Here is a 16,873-nt window from a genome sequence, read left to right as displayed (position 1 = left end):
CTCTTAATAGTCTACTACCAGTATACTATATTAATAAGATAGGTGCAAGATGTGAAAATTTAGACTTCTTAAGTTATCTACATATATAATAGGAAGATTATTTTAAATAAACTGGAATGGATTGAAATTAGCACTGTCTGACTCAATCTGGCCACTCACCATGGTCACTACACGACTGACATGTTGACGTACACTATTGCGGTGAGCAATAAAAATCATTGTTCGTTTAATCTTAGCAAGATTAGCCATGACCCTGGTTTCAGTATCACTATCGAGACCACTGGTAGCTTCGTCAAAAATTAAGATAGGCTGTTTGGACAAGAGAGCCCTCGCTATAGCCAAGCGTTGTTTTTGACCGCCAGACAGACCTCCATCTTCAGATACTTGGGTCTGAAAGCCTAGTGGCATTTTTTGAATATCCTCTAAGATATCAGCTTGTTGGCAAACTTTAAGAAGCTTTTTCTCGTCAACTTCTCCTTCAAATCCTAATAGAAGATTCTCTAAAATGGTCCCCGTAAACACATAGGTCTGCTGGGGAACGTAAGTCACCATTTGACGCAACTCCGCATGGCTAATAGCATCTTTATCTAGGGTTACATGACCACTAGATTTCGTATAATAACCTGACAACATTTTAGCTAAGGTCGTTTTTCCAGATCCACTTTTACCCATGAGGGCGATTTTCTCACCCTTATGAATCGTTAAATCAATCTTACTAAGAGTCTCTTGTTGGTAGCTAAAACGGTGACTGACTCCTTTAAAAGCAAGTTGTTTAAAAGATAACTCTTTAAGTTTTCCTTTTTCTTCCTTGTCCACAACATAAACTTCTTGAAGACGATTATTGGCGACTTTGGCTTGCTGAATTTTGGATTGGAGATTGATAATATTAATTAAAGGAGTTGTAAAATAATTGAGCAACATATTATAGGTAATCAACTGACCTGCAGATAGTTGCCCTTCCATGACCAATTGTGCCCCATACCAGAGAATAAAGACATTAGAAACTAACTGAATCCCTGTCTTTAACCCATCCTGCGTTAATTGCCACTTGGCCTTAGACAAAGACTTCTTCAAATAGTCATGGAATTTCACCTCAATTTCCCGATAACGTCTTTCCTCAACCCTCAAGGATTTTAAGGTTTCAATACCTCGCAAATCATCAATAACAGCGGTATTGACCTGACTATTTGCCTCCATCAATTGATAATTTTCTTTCTCAAAAAGCTTATAGAATGCCACAATGATTAAAACATAAAGAGGAACTACCGTGAGAGTCATCAAAAAAAGTGACTGATTTTGTACAATAAGAGCCACAGCTAGAGTCATCACAATGGTCACATCTAGGAAAATCGATAAAATCGTTGAAGCTAGAGCATCGATAATGGTGTTGGCATCTCCAAAACGTGACGTGATTTCACCAGTACGACGTGAACTAAAGAAACTAATAGGCAGGGAAAGGACATGCTTGATATAAGGAAGAATGACAGCAATGGACAGGTAATTACCCAATCGATGTAGAAGATAATCTTTGAAAAAAGTAAAAACTTGTTGAGCAAGATAAGAGATACATAAGCCTAGCGAAATCATGGTCAGAAGATTATATGCCCCCTGAGGAATCAAGCGGTCGATAATAGCTTGCAAATAATAAGAACCAATAATATTAACAAGGGTCACTAGAAAACTCAGCAAGACAATGACTGCAATCAATCCCTTACGACGAAACAAAATTGGTAAAAATGAAAGAAGCCCCGGCACGTCTTCTTTGTATTTAGTGTAGGTTTCTCCTGGAACAAAAAAGAGAGCAACTCCCGTCCACTCTTTGGCAAATTCCTCTAAGGGCATTTTAATGACCTTCTTGCTAGGATCTGGATCACCAATAACAAGCTGCTCCTTGATTTGACCAAACACCGTATAATAATGCTGCAGCCCACCTTCTTTAACCACATGTACAATAAAAGGATAAGATAGGTTTTCTTGTTTAAACAAGTCTAAATCCGCACGAATAGCCTGAGTTTCAAGACCCAACTGCTTGGCCGCTTCCACCAAACCGAGCGCAGAAGTACCTTCACGAGAAGTCTGAGCCAACTCTCGCAAATAAGCTAAACTATAAGATGAACCATAGTGTTTAAGAATCATGGCCAAGGCAGCGACACCACAATCACGCTGATCAACCTGTGAAATATATGGATATTTTGACATGGTGACTCCTTATTAAAGACAACCTGCAAAATAAGGCAAGATAGTGATAAGTAGTGAGAATAGTGTAAATAATTTTAGTTTTTTCAAAATAAAACTCCTTTTAACTGTTATTTATGTTTCTATAGTAAACATTTAACCATTAAAAAAGTAGTGACATTTATGTCACCACCATTTCTATAAACCATCTGCCGCTTTACCTGCCTTTATACTTTCTTCTAGTACCGAGTCTTCTAAAACGGAAGCAAACATTATGGCCTTATCGTAATTTTCTGCAGCCTCTTTCTTGTTTCCTTTATGAAGAAGTTCATATTTGGCTTTGAGAACAAAAACACTAGGTTTATAGCTATAGAATTGTGATTTTTCTATAACAGCTAAGGCTTTATCCACAACTGTTAAGAAGTCTGAGAAGGAATTGTGAAAAATCTTCAAAGCAGCGATAGCCATCAAATCATTAAACAAAACAATATTATAGACATCATCTGTCCAAATTTCCTGATTTAATACTCTCTTTACGATTCTTTCAAAAAGTTTTTTATCATACTGTTTTCTTCCATAAAGATGGAAGAAATAGTAGTCAATAACTAATAAATCGTTAGTTGAGAATTTCCTCTTCCTTTTGACTTGTTCAAACAAGTCTTCATATATCTCCTCAACTTTAGGACTCTCTTCCCAACTAGTAAAACTCAAAATATTTTCCAAAATATCTAGAGTTAACAATTCTTCTTCTGGGAGAAGTTCAAAGAATTTCTCATAGACCTCCTCAATTAAGGCAAGTTTAGCCTTTATTCTTTCTGGATTTCTATACGTTGGAAACTTAATCAGACGATTCTTCATCTCGTAGTATTCGTCAGGGATAGTGATATTATCATGATCCAATAAATCGGTCATATTTTTTCCTAGACGTTTTGCAATATAAGATAATTTATCCAAAGACGGGAGCGACTCCCCTTTTTCAATGCGAATTAACTGACGAACAGTCAATTCCGCACCATCTAAACATAGCACTTCACGTGACATCTGCTGGCGTTCACGCTCAGTTTTGATTCTTAGTCCAATGCTGTCTTTTATGTTCAAGAGACACTCCTTTATTTCGAAATTTTAAAAACATTATATCATAATTATAATATAATTAATATACAATTAATGCATTTTTAACAGAACAATAGTGAAAATAAGCTATTTTTATACATTTTATATAGGAAAGACCTTCCTTTGTATCAAAAAACATGCAGTTCAAAACTACATGTTTTTTTATTTCTGTTTACTTTGGAATCGCCATTCAAAGCGAATGCGGTCATAAGTTGGATAAATCGCATTAAGCAAACCAAAGGCTAAGGTAAAGCCAGCTAAAACATCTGTTGGATAATGAACTCCTACATAAATACGCGAAAGTCCAACAAGGAAAATCAGAAGCCCAGTAATAGCATAAACTACTATTTTAGATTCTTTTTTCTCCAAACGCTGAGCAAGGACAATGGCAATTGCTCCAAGAATCATAAAAGTTCCCAAAGAATGACCACTAGGGAAAGAATAACCACTAGCATGCACTAAATGCGTAATTGATGGACGCTGACGCTGATAAATATACTTCAAACTTACAATCAAGATACTAGCGAGAAGCCCACTGGCTCCCACAAAGATAGCTTCTGATTTATACTGACGTAGATAAAGCCAGATGACTGCTACGATTGCAATAATAGCCTGTACAGGCGTATTCCCAAGTATGGTAATAGTTTTAAAAAAGCGTGTCAATCCTGCTGGTAAGCCTCCTCGAACCCAAGTTTGAATGTTGCTATCAAATCCTGTCAAGGCTTCAGGATAGAACTTAACCATATAACCGAGAGCAACAAATAACAATAAGGCAAAAGAAGCATAAATATAATGTGTGTGTGTGTGTTTCATATTTATAATTTTACTAGAATAGACTTAAGTGGAGCATAAATCAAAGCAAAGACTAGCGCAAAAATCAATCCTTCAAGTAAATTGAAAGGTACTACCATAGCGAAAAGGTATTTATAGAGACCTATAAATTGCGCAATATCAAAGTTGGCAAATTTAGCATAGAGTGGTACTGCATAAATATAGTTAAGAATAACCATAGCAACTGTAAGCAAAGCAGTTCCTAAAACAGAACCAAGAATATAATTCTTGCTTGTTTGATTTTTCTTCCAAAAATAGCTTAGGCCCCAAACAAAGACGCCTAGAGCAACAAAATTCATAGGAAGTCCAATCATTGATCCTGGTCCACCATTGTTTAGCAAGAGCTTCAACAATGAACGAAGCAAGAGAACACCGATGGCACTCTTAAAATCAAAGATGACCAAGGCAATAAGAACAGGAAGGATTGAAAAATCAACCTTCAAAAAATCTGCTGCTGGAATCAATGGAAATGAAAAATAAAGCAACAAGAATGAAACTGCAGATAAAATGGCAATGTAAGCCAATTTACGTGTGTTTGTCATAAAAAAATTCCTCCAAATTTTAACAATTTGAAAGAAGTTCCCAATGGATTTGCCCATGCCAAAAAAAGCCTACGCAAAAAGACTGGTCTTCTTCCATCCAGACTATACTGTCGGTTGAGGAATCACACCTCATCAGCTTGCGCTCGCGGACTTATCCAAAGAATCACCGCCGGTCGGGAGTTTCACCCTGCCCTGAAGACCTTTTAAGGATAACATAAAAAAACCTTGGTGACAAGGTTTTCAAATTATGGATTTCTAATCTGTTGATAGTCAATGACTATAATTATTCTTTTAAAACAAAATGAAGTATCTATTTTAATTTATCGTGTTGATAACGGTGACTCAGCTCTAGCCCCTCAAATTGTTGCTGACGAAGCGCTTCGTAAACAATCATACAAACAGTATTGGACACATTTAGACTACGCACATGTTCATCATTCATCGGAATACGAATAGCTTTTTCAGGATGCTCACGCATAAAATCTTCAGGTAGGCCTGTATCTTCACGACCAAACATAAAATAGTGGTCCTCACCATCGGCATAGGCCTCTTCTGAATAAGTCTTATCCGCAAATTTCGTGACTAAATGCAAACGACCCTCTTGATTTTTAGACATGAAATCTGCCAAATTGTCATAATAAGTGATGTCAAGCTTATCCCAGTAGTCTAAACCTGCACGTTTCATTTTCTTGTCATCAATTGGAAAGCCCATAGGACGGATGATATGAAGAGGGCTATTAGTCGCTGCACAGGTACGTGCAATATTTCCGGTGTTTTGTGGAATACGAGGTTCAAACAAGACAATATGATTACGTGACATCTCAATTCTCCTAGACATAAAAAATACCATGTCGCCCGGAGTCAAGCTCAGCAGACGACATGGTTGTGGACGTTCATTAGCTTAAATCATGACAGGTTAGATTTAAAATAACGAATCTTTGAATATATTTTAGCACTTCTGGTCTAAAAGTCAATACTATTTAAAGAAAAATTTCACCTTTATTCACTTAAATAGGAATAGTTGATAAAGCTAGCTGAAAAGGATGATTTTTCCGCTAAAATAGAGTATCATAGTAATGATTATTTGGAGGTAACTCATGCGTATTATTGTCGTAGGTGCCGGTAAAGTCGGTACCGCACTCTGTCGTTCTCTTGTTGAAGAGAAGCACGATGTTATTTTAATTGAAGAAAAGGAAGAGGTACTCAAACGCCTCAGCAAACGCTATGATGTTATGGGCTTTGCTGGAAATGGGGCTAATTTTAAAATTTTGGAACAAGCCGAGGTTAGCAACTGTGACGTCTTTATCGCAATGACCGATAAAGATGAAGTGAACATGATTTCAGCGGTTCTGGCTAAACAAATGGGTGCCAAAGAAACTGTTGTTCGCGTACGTAACCCAGAGTACTCTAATGCTTATTTCAAAGACAAAAACTTTCTTGGATTCTCATTAGTAGTTAACCCTGAACTTTTAACAGCTCGCTATATTGCCAATACAGTTGAATTTCCAAACGCCCTATCAGTTGAAACTTTTGCTAATGGACGCGTTATTCTTATGGCATTTAAAGTTACTGAAAATAGCCAATTATCTGGTATGACAATGGAACAATTCCGTAGGAAATTCGGCAATATTCTAGTTTGCACGATTCACCGTCAGGGTGAACTCATCATTCCAGATGGAAATGCTACCATGCAAATTGGGGATAAGATTTATGTCACTGGTAAACGTGTTGATATGGCACTTTTCCACAGTTACATCAAGCCAAAAAGCATCAAAAAACTTTTGTTGATTGGTGCTGGGCGCATCTCCTACTACTTGCTCAATATCTTGAAAAACAATCGTATTAAGGTCAAATTGATTGAGCAAAAAATGGACCGTGCGCAAACCTTTAGTCAGGTCTTCCCTGAAGTTTCTGTTATCTTAGGTGACGGTACTGCTAAAGACCTTCTTCTCGAGGAAAGTGCAGCCAGTTACGATGCCGTAGCTACCCTAACCGGAGTCGATGAGGAAAATATCATTACCTCTATGTTCCTCGAAAGCCTTGGTATTCACAAGAATATTACTAAAGTCAATCGTACCAGTCTTTTAGAGATTATCGATACACGTGAGACAACAACAATTGTCACACCTAAGAGTATTGCCGTTGACACTGTAATGCACTTTGTCCGTGGGCGTTATAATGCTAAAGATTCTAGCCTCGATGCCCTTCACCATGTGGCTAATGGTCGTATCGAAACCTTGCAATTCCAAATTAAGGAAAACAACAAAATCGCTGGGAAGAAACTTTCTGAGCTTGAATTTGCTAATGGTGTCCTTATCGCTGCTATTATCCGCAATGGAAAATCTATTTTCCCAACGGGAGAAGACAGACTCGCTATTGGGGATAAAATCGTGATCGTTACACTCTTACAAAATGTAACTCATATTTACGACTTGTTGAAGAGGTAAGCTGCCATGAATCGATCTATTGTCCGTTTTCTTATTGCCAAGCTCCTACTGATTGAGGCTGCTCTCTTGGTTGTGCCACTTATCGTCGCTCTTATTTATCAAGAAGATGCCAAAGTATTTGCCAGCATCTTGGGTACGATGGGGATTCTCCTCTTTCTCGGAGTGCTTGGTACTCTCTTTAAACCGAAGAACTACCATATTTACACCAAAGAAGGGATGCTTATTGTAGCCCTCTGTTGGGTGCTCTGGTCTTTCTTTGGAGGATTGCCCTTCGTCTTTGCTGGTCAGATCCCAAGTGTCATTGATGCCTTTTTCGAGATGAGCTCTGGTTTCACAACCTCGGGGGCTACTATTCTCACAGATACTGGAGTACTTACCCACTCCCTACTTTTCTGGCGAAGCTTCGCCCACTTGATTGGAGGGATGGGGGTATTGGTCTTTGCCCTAGCCATCATGAACAACAGTAAAAATGGTCACCATGAGGTTATGCGTGCAGAGGTGCCTGGTCCAGTATTTGGTAAAGTCGTTGCCAAGCTCAAAAATACAGCTCAGATTCTTTACATCATCTATCTGACTATGTTTGTTATTTTTGCTGTTATTCTCTGGCTTTGCGGTATGCCAATCTTTGATAGTATCATCACTGCTATGGGGGGCGCAGGTACTGGGGGATTTGCTGTCTATAATGACTCTATCGCCCACTACCACAGTGATCTGATTACCTATGTGGTTACTGTTGGTACCCTACTCTTTGGGGTTAACTTCAACCTTTATTTCTATATCCTCCTTCGCAAAATCAAGTTTTTCTTCCAAGATGAAGAACTACGTACCTACTTTGCGATTGTGGCTATTTCAACAGGTTTGATTTTCCTCAATATTTTTGGGATTTACCACAATTTGGCTGACTCTTTCAAATACTCATTTTTCGAAGTGTCAACTATCATCACAACAACCGGTTTTGGTCTAACGGATATTACCAAATGGCCACTCTTTTCTCAGTATATCCTACTCCTCCTGATGTTTATCGGGGGATCAGCAGGTTCTACTGCCGGTGGTTTCAAGATTATCCGTGCTATGATTATTGCTAAGATTGCACGAAATCAGACCCTGGCTAGTCTCTATCCTAATCGTATCCTGTCACTTCATATCAATGGAAGTGTTCTCGATAAAGAAACCCAGCACAGTGTTCTTAAATATCTAGCTGTATATGTACTCATTATACTAAGTTTAGTCACTGTTTTGTCACTGGATAATCAAGACCTCTTGATTGTGACAAGTGCTGCTGCTTCTACCTTTAACAATATTGGACCTTTACTTGGAACGAGTGATAGCTTTGCTATTTTCAGTCCTTTGTCTAAGCTTATCATGGGATTTGCTATGATTGCAGGACGTTTGGAAATTTATCCTTTACTACTCCTCTTCCTGCCAAAAACTTGGTCAAAAACTTAAGCATAGAAAAACTCCTTTGGATTCATTTATTCAAAGGAGTTTTATTACGTTTTAGACTAAAATAATCTGGCACCGGATCATCGCCAGTCTCTGATAAAGGGTGACATCTTAAGATACGGGCAACTCCCATAAGAACTCCCTTTAAACCGTGCATTTCTATTGCTTGGATCATATAAACCGAACAAGTTGGACGAAAACGGCAAGAGGGTGGAAATAGGGGAGAAATCCATCTCTGATAAGCCTTTACTAAGGCAATCAGAAATCTTTTCATTATTTAACCTTATTGACAGCAGCGTTATGAAGCTGACTGATTTCTTTCTTATTCAGACGGCGTGATTCACCTGGGCGAAGCCCTGTTAAATCAAGGATACCAAAACGCGTACGTGACAACTTATCAACAAGCAAGCCCACTGATTCAAACATTTTCTTAACCTGGTGGTTACGCCCTTCATGAATTGTCAATTCAACAACTGAACGGTTCTTTTCATGGTCTACTTTGATAATATTGTAACGTGCTGGTTTTGTTTTCTTACCATCAATGACAACACCACGAGTCAAAGGACGAAGGTTCTCCTTGGTCGCAATACCTTTGACACGCGCCAAATAAACCTTGTCAATCTCATTACGTGGGTGAATCATCTTATCGGTAAAGTCACCATCATTAGTCAAAATAAGAAGCCCCGTCGTATCCCAGTCAAGACGACCAACAGGATAGATACGTTCCTTAACGTGGGGCATGAGGTCAATCACCGTCTTACGATTTTTCTCATCAGATACCGAAGAAATAACCCCTCGTGGTTTATTAAGAAGATAATAGACCTTCTCTTCATTATAAATTGGGCTGCCATTTACCTCTACAATATCACCATTTTTGACAATTGTTGCCAATTCCGTAACGGTCTTACCATTTAGGGTCACACGACCCTCTTTAATCAGTTCCTCAGCCTTACGACGGCTGGCCACACCAGCGTGGGCAATATATTTATTAATTCGCATTCTTTTTCTACAGCTTAAGCTGTATCCTTTCTACCTAGCATCTCTGCTATGTTTCTTTATTTTTAATGATTAGTTTCAACAAGGTTTACTCTTAATTGTCCAAGTCCTCAAGTTCCTCTGAAGCATCTTCCCTAAAGAGACTCGTTTCTTGATCTTCAAGTTCTAGTTGATCAATCGCCACAAGCTCGTCTAAACTGTTAATACCCATATAGTCTAGGAAATAATCAGTAGTCGCATATAGGTTAGGACGACCGACAGCATCCTTTTTACCAGCCTCTTGAATAAGATCAAAGGCCTGAAGTTTAGCAATAGCGCCACTAGAATTAACACCTCTAATGTCATCAACTTCAGCGCGAGTAATGGGCTGTTTATACGCAACTATAGAGAGGACCTCAAGACTCGCTCGTGATAGACTCTGGTTAATAGGCGTTTTAGAATAGTCACGAAGGAGACTTGCAAAATCTGGTTTAGTCACTAACTTATAGGTATTTGATGATTCCAATAAACACAGAGCTGAATCCTCATCTGCCTCGTACTTAGCTTGCAATTTCTCCAAGGACTGAGTCAGACCCGTCACTGGCATTTCCAAAAGCTGTGCCATAGCACGTAGACTAAGACCATCTTCACCAGCCACAAAAAGTAAAGCTTCTAATCGTGCTAAGTGACTACTCATTCGTCCATTCCTTTCTTAATGTGATTGTACCAAAAATTGTTTCCTGCTGTACTGATATGCGATGTACCTTAATCAATTCAAGAGTTGCCAAAAAGAGGGTAATTACTTGATTCATATCTTTAGCATCTGTGAAAAGTTCATCTAAATGTAGCTCATTTTTTGAGCCGAATGCTTCCTCAATAATCAACATCATGTCTTCAATCTTATAATCGTCACGCGCAATGGTCGTGTGATTGCGACGAATTTCTTCCTGCTTTTCAGCCATGATTTTTGAAAAAGCCAAGAAAATGTCTTGAATGGTCTTATCCTGATTCAGCGTCACATCTTCATAAACCAATTCAACTTTTGGTTTTGAAAAATACTGAGCTCGTACCTCATGCTGCTTAGCCAACTCTTGACTAGCTGCTTTGAAGCGTGCATATTCTTCCAATTGACTCAAGAGCTCTAGTTCTGGATCATCTGCTTCAGGCTCAGCTTCCACCACTGTGGGCAGAAGCTTACGACTCTTAATCAGCATGAGCTGACTAGCCATAAGCATATATTCCCCAGCAACTTCAAGCTTCATGGCTTGCAAGGTTGCCAAATAAGCCAAGTATTGCTCGATAACCTCAACAATGGGAACATCGTAAATGTCTACCTCATACTTAGAAACCAGATGGAGCAACAAATCCAGTGGCCCCTCAAAATCTTTTAACTTAATATCCATTAGGTTTTATAGTATTTCTCCAAGGTCACTGGACTTTTTAGTCCCAGTAAACGAGCAAGTTCAAAGGCGCCCGTTCCCTTTTCAATCTGTCTAAGAATAAATTGCTGACGCAAGACTTGAGCGGTTACATTCGATAAGCCACAGTCACTAACATAAGTCTGGATTTGCTTATACAGCCATTGTCGAGTATATACCTTACCCAAAAGCAAGCCCTGACTGTTCACATCTTTAATAGCCAACAAATACTGTTTCACATCTGCTTCAAGTCTGAGAACACGCTTAGTGCTTCCCTTGGCCACAGTTACAACACCAAAATCCAAGTCAATATCGGCCCAGTCCAACTCCAAAATCTCTGAAGGTAAGAGCCCCAACTCTAGAATCAGCAGACAAGCCAGCTTACCAACCCCTTCACGCCCCTCATAAAGCGATGAAAGATCCAGTATTCGCAACTTATCCTCCTGAGAAGGTATCGTAACCTTCTCTGATAGTTTGAAAAATTTCTCTAATTCACCCTTTTGATAGAGGTATAGCAAAAATTGATTGACCGCAGAGCGCTTACGCTTTTGTACAGATGGCTTCCATTCCTTCAGTTGGTTTTCATAGAGCTTAAGACTGGTTTGATCAATTTGTCCTGAAATCGATGTTGCAAACTGCTTAAGATCATAAGCATAAGCTTGCTTTGAACTCTCCGAAATGATCTTAGTAGCCAGAAAATCAGTGATCTGAGTTGTCAGTTGTTTTTGGAATGATGATATAGTCATGTGTAAAGTCATGTAAGAGGCTATTAACCGCCTTTAGAATCGATTTTCGTGTGATAATTCCTTTGAAAATACCTTGGCTGTCAACCACAGGAAGGAAAGGATTATTAACTAGCTTATGCATTACCTCATTTAGATTGGCATTATCTTCCACTGTTTCCACGACATCTGATGTCATCGGCCCGATATCACGGTTAACCATCTCCCACTCTTGCAAGTTATGTTCATCTTGATAACGCTTAATATCTGTCAAAGATATGGTCCCAAGATAGTGCTTATCCTTAGTCAAAACGGGAACGCGCGAATAACCATTGCTTGTCAAAAGCAAGACCACATGATCAGCGTTGTGACTATCAATAAAAATAGCAACCTGATCTGATGGAATTAAATAATTATCTAAATGAGCCAACAAAAAATCTTCAAATTCTTTAGCAATCATCGTTCAAATTCCTGTGTAAGTTCTGAATAAAGTTCATGGTCACGTGTGTAATATTCTACACGAATTTTTGCACTGTTTATAATCACCTTAGCATAAAGTTTCTCATGGATAGGCCCACGTGGCTGCGAAACAGAACCTGGGTTGATAAACACTGTCTTACCATTTCGCCAAGCTGCTGCCGCATGCAAGTGGCCATAGAGACAAATATCTGCATCCTCTTGTTGCGCCCAAAGATCTAACTTGTCCCAGGTAAAATTAATGCCATAAAGATGACCATGTGTTTGTGCAATAATCACATCACCAAGTTTAACGACCAAACGTTCTGGATAACCTGAATCATAGTCACAGTTTCCTCGAACAACATGGATACCTTCCCAAACAGGATCACTTGATTCTAACTCAGAATCCCCGTTGTGGAAAATAGCATCCACCTTTCCCTGATAACGATTTTTTATATCTACTACAATGTCACGATCTCCATGGGAGTCGCTCATTACGATTATTGTTTGTTCTGCCATGTTGGGAAGACCTCCATAAGTTTCTTAACAGCTTGTCCACGGTGAGATTGTTCATTTTTCTCTTCTGCAGAAAGCTCTGCTGCCGTTTTACCCGTATTACCAACTAAAAAGAGTGGATCATAACCAAAACCATTATCGCCTTTCGGTTCTCGGCCAATATAACCCTTCCAGTCGGCATCAACAACCAAACTATCACGTCCAGGTGCTGCAACAACTAGGGTTGTATGGAAGTTCGCCGTACGTTTGCTATCATCAAGCACCATAGCCAGCTCGTGCAATAATTTAGCATTATTTTCAGCATCTGTAGCATCAGGACCTGCAAAGCGTGCAGACCAAACTCCTGGTAAGCCTCCAAGAACATCTACCTGCAAACCAGAGTCATCTGAGAGGACCATTTTACCAGTTAAGTCAGAAATGGTTTCCGCCTTCAAGCGTGCATTTTCCTCAAAGGTCATACCTGTTTCAGCAACTTCAGGAAGGTCTGGATAATCATTAAGATTCTCTACCTTAATGCCTAGTTTTCCAAATAGTTTACGAAATTCCTTAGTTTTTCCTTCATTGCGTGTCGCAATCAATAGGACATCACCAAAATCTGATTTGTTATCAGAACCAAAGAAATCACTCAAGGTGACACCTTCTCTTGGCACATGAACATAGACAAGCTTATCCCCTTCACTAACTACCAAGGCCCCTTGATGTTGCGTAACAGCTAGGTCACGACCAGTTTCCTCTTTCAAGCAATCCAAAATAAAGGATACTAAGCGAAGGTCTGAAGAATGTTTAGCAATATGTAACTGGAAACCACTAACAGCCAAAACGTTAGTCAAGGCTTGGAAAAGGTCAACAAATTGTTCATAGGCCTCATCACCACCAAAACAAGTCAAGTGATTGTAGCTTCCAAAACTAGCCAAATACCAGTCTTGTTCGTCTTTATATTCTAAAATTGATTTAGTCATTTTCTAACTCCTTGTCCAAATCGACATGTTGGACAGCAACTTCTTCACCCAGCCATTGTTCTGCGATTTCTTTAAAACCAAGCACACTAGCTGTGGTGTAATATTCTTCCGTCTTGTCTTCGACTTCACGGCTACGATTAATTTCAAAATAATTGAGCAAAACGGAAACATCACGAACCGTTTCAGCTCCGCTATCAATTAGCTTGACACTTGGCCCCATAACATTCTGGATGATAGGACGTAAAAGTGGGTAATGGGTGCAACCTAAAACCAAGGTATCTACCTTACCGACTAAAGGTGCCATGCTCTCATAAACAATCTTTTTAGCCACACTTGAGTTAATTTCATTGGATTCAACAATAGGGGCAAAGCGAGGACAAGATAAACTCAAGACATTCATTTGTGGTGCCAGATGCTTAATTTTTTGTTCATAGATGTTAGAGGAAATCGTCATAGGAGTCCCAATGACGCCAATATGACCCGATTGGCTAGACTTAATGGCAGCACTAGAACCAGGCAAAACCACACCTAGCACTGGGATATCCAAGGCTCCTTTGATTTCCTCCCAAACTACTGCTGTTGCCGTATTACAAGCAATAACGATCATTTTTACATCTTTGGTCAGAAGAAATTTAACCAACTGCCATGTATACTCTCTGATTTGTTCTGCTGGTCTAGGACCATACGGCGCCCTAGCAGAGTCACCAATATAAACAATAGACTCGTGAGGCAACTGACGTTTAAGTTCACGTACCACCGTCAGTCCTCCGACACCAGAATCTAAAAATCCTATAGGTCGATTATCCATCTTGCCTCCTTATCCCCTAGGTTACATGTAAAAAGCTGAGATTCACGTCCCAGCTCCCCACCATTATTTTTTCTTTTTCTTGCTATCTGCAAGTGCTTGTTTTTGTTGTTTGATAATTTGGTTATATGTTTGACGCACTTTTGCTTCATTTGGCTTTTGACCCGCAGCCGACATCATGGTACGAACAGCGTCCACATTCAAACGAGGATTTTCAGCCAATTCTTTCTCCATTTGTTTGCGGGCAAAGTATGCGCCTCCATAAAAACCACCTAAAAGGGCTACAAAAACAAGAATAATCCAAAGGACGGTGTTCATAAATTTAATTCTCCTATAACGTTGATTTACCTTATATTATAGCAAAAATGGACCCTACTGACAAATAAGACGTTGGTTCTTAAAAACGTATAGAAAAAAAGTTTTTTCGTTTAAAATATCGATAAAATGAGAGTTTCAGTATTTTTCACTTACAACTGTAAAGGACTTGTAAGATTTCTAGAAAAAAAATAGGTTATTATATAAGTTGTGGAATTATTATTATGTTTATATAAAGGGGTTTATTTATGCTCAAGGAAGCAACTATTTCCGAACGAAAAATTGTCAACGCATTTATTGAACTCTTAGAAGAGAGTTCACTCGAACAAATCAGCATCACAGACATCATCAAGAAGGCAAATCTCAGCAGACCAACTTTCTACTACTACTATTCAAATAAAGAAGATTTGGTTGAAACAACCTTCTCAAAGATTTTAGATAAAGTTTCAAGTATTCTTCAGGAAGACATGACCTACCAAGAGGGTGTTGTTACTGAAATGCTAGGATATCTTAAGGAAAATCAAAGACTCTGTCTCACCTTAATGACACACATTCCAAACATCAATGAGATGATTCGTGAATTCATTATCGAGACCATCCTTAACTCTGATATCGAAAATGTTACAGAGCTCATGGAACAAAGCTATCATATTCCTGCCAAATATTCATTGGAAATTTATGTTAGCACTATTGTTACCATTTTAACACTCTGGCTCAAAGAAGGCTGTGTCGAATCCCCTGAGGAGTTAGCCGATATCATTCTTGAAGCTGTAATCATTAAAGTAAAATAAGCTAGGGCCTTTAAGGCCTAGCTTATTTTTTGTTAAATGTCAAAATCAAAACCATCAAGAGTAGCAAAGTAATCATTCATCGTCTCTGCACGGCGGATCATACGAGCAGTTCCATCTTCTTGGTAGAGAATTTCTGCAGAACGAAGACGTCCATTATAGTTGTAACCCATTGAGAAACCATGTGCACCTGTGTCGTGGATAACCAAGGTATCTCCAATACGAGCTTCTGGCAATTCACGGTTCTTAGCAAACTTATCATTATTTTCACAAAGAGAACCTGTCACATCAACTACTTGAATGTCACCATCTGGATTAGTCATATTCGTGATGTGGTGGTAGGCATCGTACATAGCTGGACGAAGCAAGTTAACCGCAGAAGCATCTACACCAACGTAACGACGATAAGTGTCCTTAATATGAAGAACCTTAGTAACAACAAGGCCATGAGGTGCTGTCATGAAACGTCCAAGTTCAGTGTAAATACTGATATGTCCAAGATCATTCGGAACAAGGATCTCATCAAATTTAGCATGAACCCCTTCACCGATAACAGCAATGTCATTTTGCTTATTAGCCGGTGTGTAGTCTACCCCAACACCACCTGATAAATTGATAAAGTCAAGACTAACTCCAAGTTCATTCTTGATTTCTACCGCCAATTCAAAGAGTTGAGCAGCCAAGGTTGGGTAATACTCATTCGTTACTGTATTTGACGCTAGGAAAGCATGCAAACCGAATGATTGCACTCCTTTTTCTTTAAGGTAGGCATAACCTTTGAAGAGTTGTTCCTTAGTCATCCCAAATTTTGATTCTTCAGGATGATCCATGATATCAGTACCAAGAGAGAAGACACCTCCTGGGTTAAAGCGCAAAGAAAGGGTTTCAGGAAGCCCTGCAGCCTCTTCCAAGAAAAAGATATCTTCGTAAGCATCAAGGTTAATTGTCGCATTAATATCACGCGCGTAAACAAACTCTTCAGCACGTGTATCATTAGATGTAAAGCTAATCGCGCTACTATCAAAACCAATTTTCTTACTCATGACAAGCTCTGTATCGGTCGCACAATCGACACCACACCCTTCTTCTTTCAAAATTTTGAGGATTGCTGGATTAGGTGTGGCCTTTACAGCAAAGAATTCTTTAAAACCTGGATTCCACGAAAAAGCTGCATTAACTGCACTTGCTGTTTCACGAATACCTTTTTCATCGTAAAGATGGAAAGGTGTGGGAAATTCTGCAGTGATTTGTTCAAGTTTATCAGCTGCAATAAAAGGTGTTTTTGTCATTTTATTCTCCATTTTTTTACAATAGTAATCCTATTATAGCATAAGAAAAGGCTTGAAACCCAATTTTCTAATAATC

19 protein-coding genes and 1 riboswitch are annotated in these 16,873 nt (G+C 39.0%); of the genes, 3 read left to right on the top strand and 16 right to left on the bottom strand.

Annotated elements, in window-relative coordinates; genetic code table 11:
* Positions 1-102 precede the first annotated feature (102 nt).
* From AX663_RS07690 to AX663_RS07670, 5 genes are all read right to left on the bottom strand, one after another.
* Positions 103-2,199, bottom strand: coding sequence for a peptide cleavage/export ABC transporter (locus AX663_RS07690; protein WP_049545717.1), 2,097 nt, complete (start codon positions 2,197-2,199; stop codon positions 103-105).
* A gap of 174 nt (positions 2,200-2,373) precedes the next feature.
* A complete protein-coding gene (locus tag AX663_RS07685; RefSeq protein WP_049545716.1) occupies positions 2,374-3,273 on the bottom strand; it encodes a helix-turn-helix transcriptional regulator in 900 nt (299 codons plus the stop codon).
* Positions 3,274-3,450: 177 nt separating this feature from the next.
* Positions 3,451-4,101 carry a phosphatase PAP2 family protein gene (locus AX663_RS07680; RefSeq protein ID WP_049545715.1) on the bottom strand — a complete coding sequence of 217 codons (651 nt, stop codon included), beginning with the start codon at positions 4,099-4,101 and terminating at the stop codon, positions 3,451-3,453.
* 2 nt (positions 4,102-4,103) lie between these two features.
* On the bottom strand, positions 4,104-4,661 hold the full coding sequence (locus tag AX663_RS07675) for an ECF transporter S component (protein ID WP_049545714.1): 558 nt from the start codon (positions 4,659-4,661) through the stop codon (positions 4,104-4,106).
* A gap of 81 nt (positions 4,662-4,742) precedes the next feature.
* Positions 4,743-4,865, bottom strand: a riboswitch (FMN riboswitch).
* A 106-nt stretch (positions 4,866-4,971) separates the two neighbouring features.
* Entirely contained in the window at positions 4,972-5,481 is a 510-nt protein-coding gene (locus AX663_RS07670; RefSeq protein WP_021143543.1) for a tRNA (cytidine(34)-2'-O)-methyltransferase, read from the bottom strand.
* Positions 5,482-5,758: 277 nt separating this feature from the next.
* On the opposite strand from AX663_RS07670, the gene trkA reads away from it, so the two are divergent.
* Positions 5,759-7,108 carry a Trk system potassium transporter TrkA gene (gene trkA / locus AX663_RS07665; RefSeq protein ID WP_060973157.1) on the top strand — a complete coding sequence of 450 codons (1,350 nt, stop codon included), beginning with the start codon at positions 5,759-5,761 and terminating at the stop codon, positions 7,106-7,108.
* A 6-nt stretch (positions 7,109-7,114) separates the two neighbouring features.
* Entirely contained in the window at positions 7,115-8,554 is a 1,440-nt protein-coding gene (locus AX663_RS07660) for a TrkH family potassium uptake protein (protein WP_002889908.1), read from the top strand.
* 22 nt (positions 8,555-8,576) lie between these two features.
* Here the strand turns inward: AX663_RS07660 and yidD are convergent, their stop codons facing one another.
* The 10 genes from yidD to AX663_RS07615 form a co-directional block, all read right to left on the bottom strand.
* On the bottom strand, positions 8,577-8,825 hold the full coding sequence (gene yidD, locus AX663_RS10450) for a membrane protein insertion efficiency factor YidD (RefSeq protein WP_082759657.1): 249 nt from the start codon (positions 8,823-8,825) through the stop codon (positions 8,577-8,579).
* Positions 8,825-9,550, bottom strand: a complete 726-nt coding sequence (locus AX663_RS07655; RefSeq protein WP_060973156.1) for a pseudouridine synthase — start codon at positions 9,548-9,550, stop codon at positions 8,825-8,827. Before AX663_RS07655 ends, yidD begins: the two co-directional genes overlap by 1 nt.
* Before the next feature lie 91 nt (positions 9,551-9,641).
* Positions 9,642-10,223, bottom strand: coding sequence for an SMC-Scp complex subunit ScpB (gene scpB / locus AX663_RS07650; protein ID WP_060973155.1), 582 nt, complete (start codon positions 10,221-10,223; stop codon positions 9,642-9,644).
* Positions 10,216-10,929 carry a segregation/condensation protein A gene (locus tag AX663_RS07645; RefSeq protein WP_003092139.1) on the bottom strand — a complete coding sequence of 238 codons (714 nt, stop codon included), beginning with the start codon at positions 10,927-10,929 and terminating at the stop codon, positions 10,216-10,218. Before AX663_RS07645 ends, scpB begins: the two co-directional genes overlap by 8 nt.
* Positions 10,929-11,690 carry a site-specific tyrosine recombinase XerD gene (xerD, locus tag AX663_RS07640; RefSeq protein WP_060973154.1) on the bottom strand — a complete coding sequence of 254 codons (762 nt, stop codon included), beginning with the start codon at positions 11,688-11,690 and terminating at the stop codon, positions 10,929-10,931. Before xerD ends, AX663_RS07645 begins: the two co-directional genes overlap by 1 nt.
* The gene (gene cbpB / locus AX663_RS07635; RefSeq protein ID WP_002883680.1) at positions 11,644-12,126 is read right to left on the bottom strand and encodes a cyclic-di-AMP-binding protein CbpB; all 483 of its coding nucleotides are present in this window, start codon (positions 12,124-12,126) and stop codon (positions 11,644-11,646) included. Before cbpB ends, xerD begins: the two co-directional genes overlap by 47 nt.
* Complete coding sequence (locus AX663_RS07630; RefSeq protein WP_060973153.1) at positions 12,123-12,644, bottom strand: metallophosphoesterase; 522 nt, start codon at positions 12,642-12,644, stop codon at positions 12,123-12,125. The genes cbpB and AX663_RS07630 overlap by 4 nt, the downstream gene beginning before the upstream one ends.
* Positions 12,626-13,600 (bottom strand): nucleoside-triphosphate diphosphatase, encoded by a 975-nt coding sequence (locus AX663_RS07625; protein ID WP_060973152.1) that lies wholly within the window; start codon positions 13,598-13,600, stop codon positions 12,626-12,628. The genes AX663_RS07630 and AX663_RS07625 overlap by 19 nt, the downstream gene beginning before the upstream one ends.
* A complete protein-coding gene (gene racE, locus AX663_RS07620) occupies positions 13,593-14,408 on the bottom strand; it encodes a glutamate racemase (protein WP_002889898.1) in 816 nt (271 codons plus the stop codon). The genes AX663_RS07625 and racE overlap by 8 nt, the downstream gene beginning before the upstream one ends.
* A gap of 63 nt (positions 14,409-14,471) precedes the next feature.
* On the bottom strand, positions 14,472-14,723 hold the full coding sequence (locus tag AX663_RS07615) for a YneF family protein (RefSeq protein ID WP_002883695.1): 252 nt from the start codon (positions 14,721-14,723) through the stop codon (positions 14,472-14,474).
* Positions 14,724-14,968: 245 nt separating this feature from the next.
* On the opposite strand from AX663_RS07615, the gene AX663_RS07610 reads away from it, so the two are divergent.
* Complete coding sequence (locus AX663_RS07610; RefSeq protein WP_060972193.1) at positions 14,969-15,511, top strand: TetR/AcrR family transcriptional regulator; 543 nt, start codon at positions 14,969-14,971, stop codon at positions 15,509-15,511.
* A gap of 32 nt (positions 15,512-15,543) precedes the next feature.
* Here AX663_RS07610 and AX663_RS07605 read toward each other — a convergent pair whose 3' ends face one another.
* Entirely contained in the window at positions 15,544-16,797 is a 1,254-nt protein-coding gene (locus tag AX663_RS07605) for a diaminopimelate decarboxylase (RefSeq protein ID WP_060973151.1), read from the bottom strand.
* Between the last annotated feature and the right edge of the window lie 76 nt (positions 16,798-16,873).

Source organism: Streptococcus sp. CCH8-H5 (assembly GCF_001556505.1).
In the GTDB taxonomy this organism is placed as follows: domain Bacteria; phylum Bacillota; class Bacilli; order Lactobacillales; family Streptococcaceae; genus Streptococcus.
This window is presented reverse-complemented; position numbering and strand designations above follow the sequence as displayed.

What these genes read in the sequence shown, in the direction of transcription:
- AX663_RS07675 (WP_049545714.1), bottom strand. Translation starts at nt 4,661, where the DNA reads ATGACAAACACACGTAAATTGGCTTACATTGCCATTTTATCTGCAGTT.
- AX663_RS07615 (WP_002883695.1), bottom strand. Translation starts at nt 14,723, where the DNA reads ATGAACACCGTCCTTTGGATTATTCTTGTTTTTGTAGCCCTTTTAGGT.
- cbpB (WP_002883680.1), bottom strand. Translation starts at nt 12,126, where the DNA reads ATGATTGCTAAAGAATTTGAAGATTTTTTGTTGGCTCATTTAGATAAT.
- trkA (WP_060973157.1), top strand. Translation starts at nt 5,759, where the DNA reads ATGCGTATTATTGTCGTAGGTGCCGGTAAAGTCGGTACCGCACTCTGT.
- AX663_RS07645 (WP_003092139.1), bottom strand. Translation starts at nt 10,929, where the DNA reads ATGGATATTAAGTTAAAAGATTTTGAGGGGCCACTGGATTTGTTGCTC.
- racE (WP_002889898.1), bottom strand. Translation starts at nt 14,408, where the DNA reads ATGGATAATCGACCTATAGGATTTTTAGATTCTGGTGTCGGAGGACTG.
- yidD (WP_082759657.1), bottom strand. Translation starts at nt 8,825, where the DNA reads ATGAAAAGATTTCTGATTGCCTTAGTAAAGGCTTATCAGAGATGGATT.
- AX663_RS07670 (WP_021143543.1), bottom strand. Translation starts at nt 5,481, where the DNA reads ATGTCACGTAATCATATTGTCTTGTTTGAACCTCGTATTCCACAAAAC.
- AX663_RS07610 (WP_060972193.1), top strand. Translation starts at nt 14,969, where the DNA reads ATGCTCAAGGAAGCAACTATTTCCGAACGAAAAATTGTCAACGCATTT.
- AX663_RS07605 (WP_060973151.1), bottom strand. Translation starts at nt 16,797, where the DNA reads ATGACAAAAACACCTTTTATTGCAGCTGATAAACTTGAACAAATCACT.
- AX663_RS07660 (WP_002889908.1), top strand. Translation starts at nt 7,115, where the DNA reads ATGAATCGATCTATTGTCCGTTTTCTTATTGCCAAGCTCCTACTGATT.
- AX663_RS07625 (WP_060973152.1), bottom strand. Translation starts at nt 13,600, where the DNA reads ATGACTAAATCAATTTTAGAATATAAAGACGAACAAGACTGGTATTTG.
- AX663_RS07655 (WP_060973156.1), bottom strand. Translation starts at nt 9,550, where the DNA reads ATGCGAATTAATAAATATATTGCCCACGCTGGTGTGGCCAGCCGTCGT.
- AX663_RS07680 (WP_049545715.1), bottom strand. Translation starts at nt 4,101, where the DNA reads ATGAAACACACACACACACATTATATTTATGCTTCTTTTGCCTTATTG.
- AX663_RS07690 (WP_049545717.1), bottom strand. Translation starts at nt 2,199, where the DNA reads ATGTCAAAATATCCATATATTTCACAGGTTGATCAGCGTGATTGTGGT.
- scpB (WP_060973155.1), bottom strand. Translation starts at nt 10,223, where the DNA reads ATGAGTAGTCACTTAGCACGATTAGAAGCTTTACTTTTTGTGGCTGGT.
- xerD (WP_060973154.1), bottom strand. Translation starts at nt 11,690, where the DNA reads ATGACTATATCATCATTCCAAAAACAACTGACAACTCAGATCACTGAT.
- AX663_RS07630 (WP_060973153.1), bottom strand. Translation starts at nt 12,644, where the DNA reads ATGGCAGAACAAACAATAATCGTAATGAGCGACTCCCATGGAGATCGT.